The following is a 656-nucleotide window of genomic DNA, read 5'->3' on the forward strand; positions in this document are numbered from 1 at the left end:
ATCTTGTTTTTAATCGTGATCGGCACATCATACGTTTGGACGTATCCGTTGCTCCAAACCGTCGTAAACCGAACCGTGTACAGCCCGTCCGCCAACCGGTCAAATCCCCCGTCCCATAGCTCGCCGCTCCAGTTCACCCGATTGGCGCTGTTTAAGCCTGCGCTTGTGTCCGGCCCCATTAATTTAGCACTGACTGATGTTGCTACCGTCGCCGTTCCCGTGTTCGTCACATTCGCTGATACCATCAGCCGCTCCCCGGCCCAGAATACCGCCGGTCCTCTCGTACTCGCCGGATGCGCGGCATTGTAATTTTGCCGATGGATCTCCCACTGCTCCGTATGGGTCACATAGCCAATCGTTTGCAGCTCATGCGCCGTAAAGGATAGCAGCGTCTGGTACGAAGCACCCATCGGATCTGTCACCGTCAATCTCAATGTATAGCTGCTCTGCGGCACATCCAGCATCATAAATGCCTTGGTCGTTCCGGACGGGATGGCGGAAACCGTGTAAATCGTTTGATACGTTCCTCCGTTCATGCTTCTTTCCACCTGAATATTGACCACATCGCCGTCCGGGTCTGTCGGCACGATCGTTACCGTCACATCGTCATTCTGATACACTGTCGACGGCTGGATCGCGATGGTACCCGTCGGCGC

1 protein-coding gene is annotated in these 656 nt (G+C 55.2%); it reads right to left on the reverse strand.

From position 1 onward, the window contains the following. The coding region (locus B5M42_RS25085; protein ID WP_230633188.1) for a hypothetical protein at window positions 1-656 on the reverse strand (656 nt) is incomplete at both ends.

Source organism: Paenibacillus athensensis (assembly GCF_004514475.2).
Lineage (GTDB): Bacteria > Bacillota > Bacilli > Paenibacillales > NBRC-103111 > Paenibacillus_AL > Paenibacillus_AL athensensis.